Source organism: Actinacidiphila epipremni (assembly GCF_012034175.1).
Classification (GTDB): domain Bacteria; phylum Actinomycetota; class Actinomycetes; order Streptomycetales; family Streptomycetaceae; genus Actinacidiphila; species Actinacidiphila epipremni.
In genome coordinates this window covers 1-384 of the sequence record NZ_JAATEJ010000091.1, presented here as the reverse complement: position 1 = coordinate 384, position 384 = coordinate 1, and the positions used below count along the sequence as shown (strand labels likewise).

The 384-nt window shown below is 68.2% G+C and carries 1 protein-coding gene; it reads left to right on the top strand.

The annotated features are described in order from the left end of the window. A partial coding sequence (locus tag HCN08_RS34590; RefSeq protein ID WP_206319604.1) for a GTP-binding protein occupies nt 1–384 on the top strand: 384 nt, incomplete at both ends.

Genomic DNA, 384 nt, shown 5'->3' with positions numbered 1-384 from the left:
GTGGCGGGCGGCTTCGGCGTGGGCAAGACCACGTTCGTCGGCGCCGTCTCCGAGATCAACCCGCTGCGCACCGAAGCGGTCATGACCTCCGCCTCCGCCGGCATCGACGACCTCAGCCACGTCCAGGACAAGACCACCACCACGGTCGCCATGGACTTCGGCCGCATCACGCTGGACCAGGACCTGATCCTCTACCTCTTCGGCACCCCCGGACAGGACCGCTTCTGGTTCATGTGGGACGACCTCGTCCGCGGCGCCATCGGCGCCGTCGTCCTCGTCGACACCCGCCGCCTCGCCGACTGCTTCCCCGCCGTCGACTACTTCGAAAACAGCGGCCTCCCCTTCGTCATCGCCCTCAACGGCTTCGACGGCCACCAGCCCTAC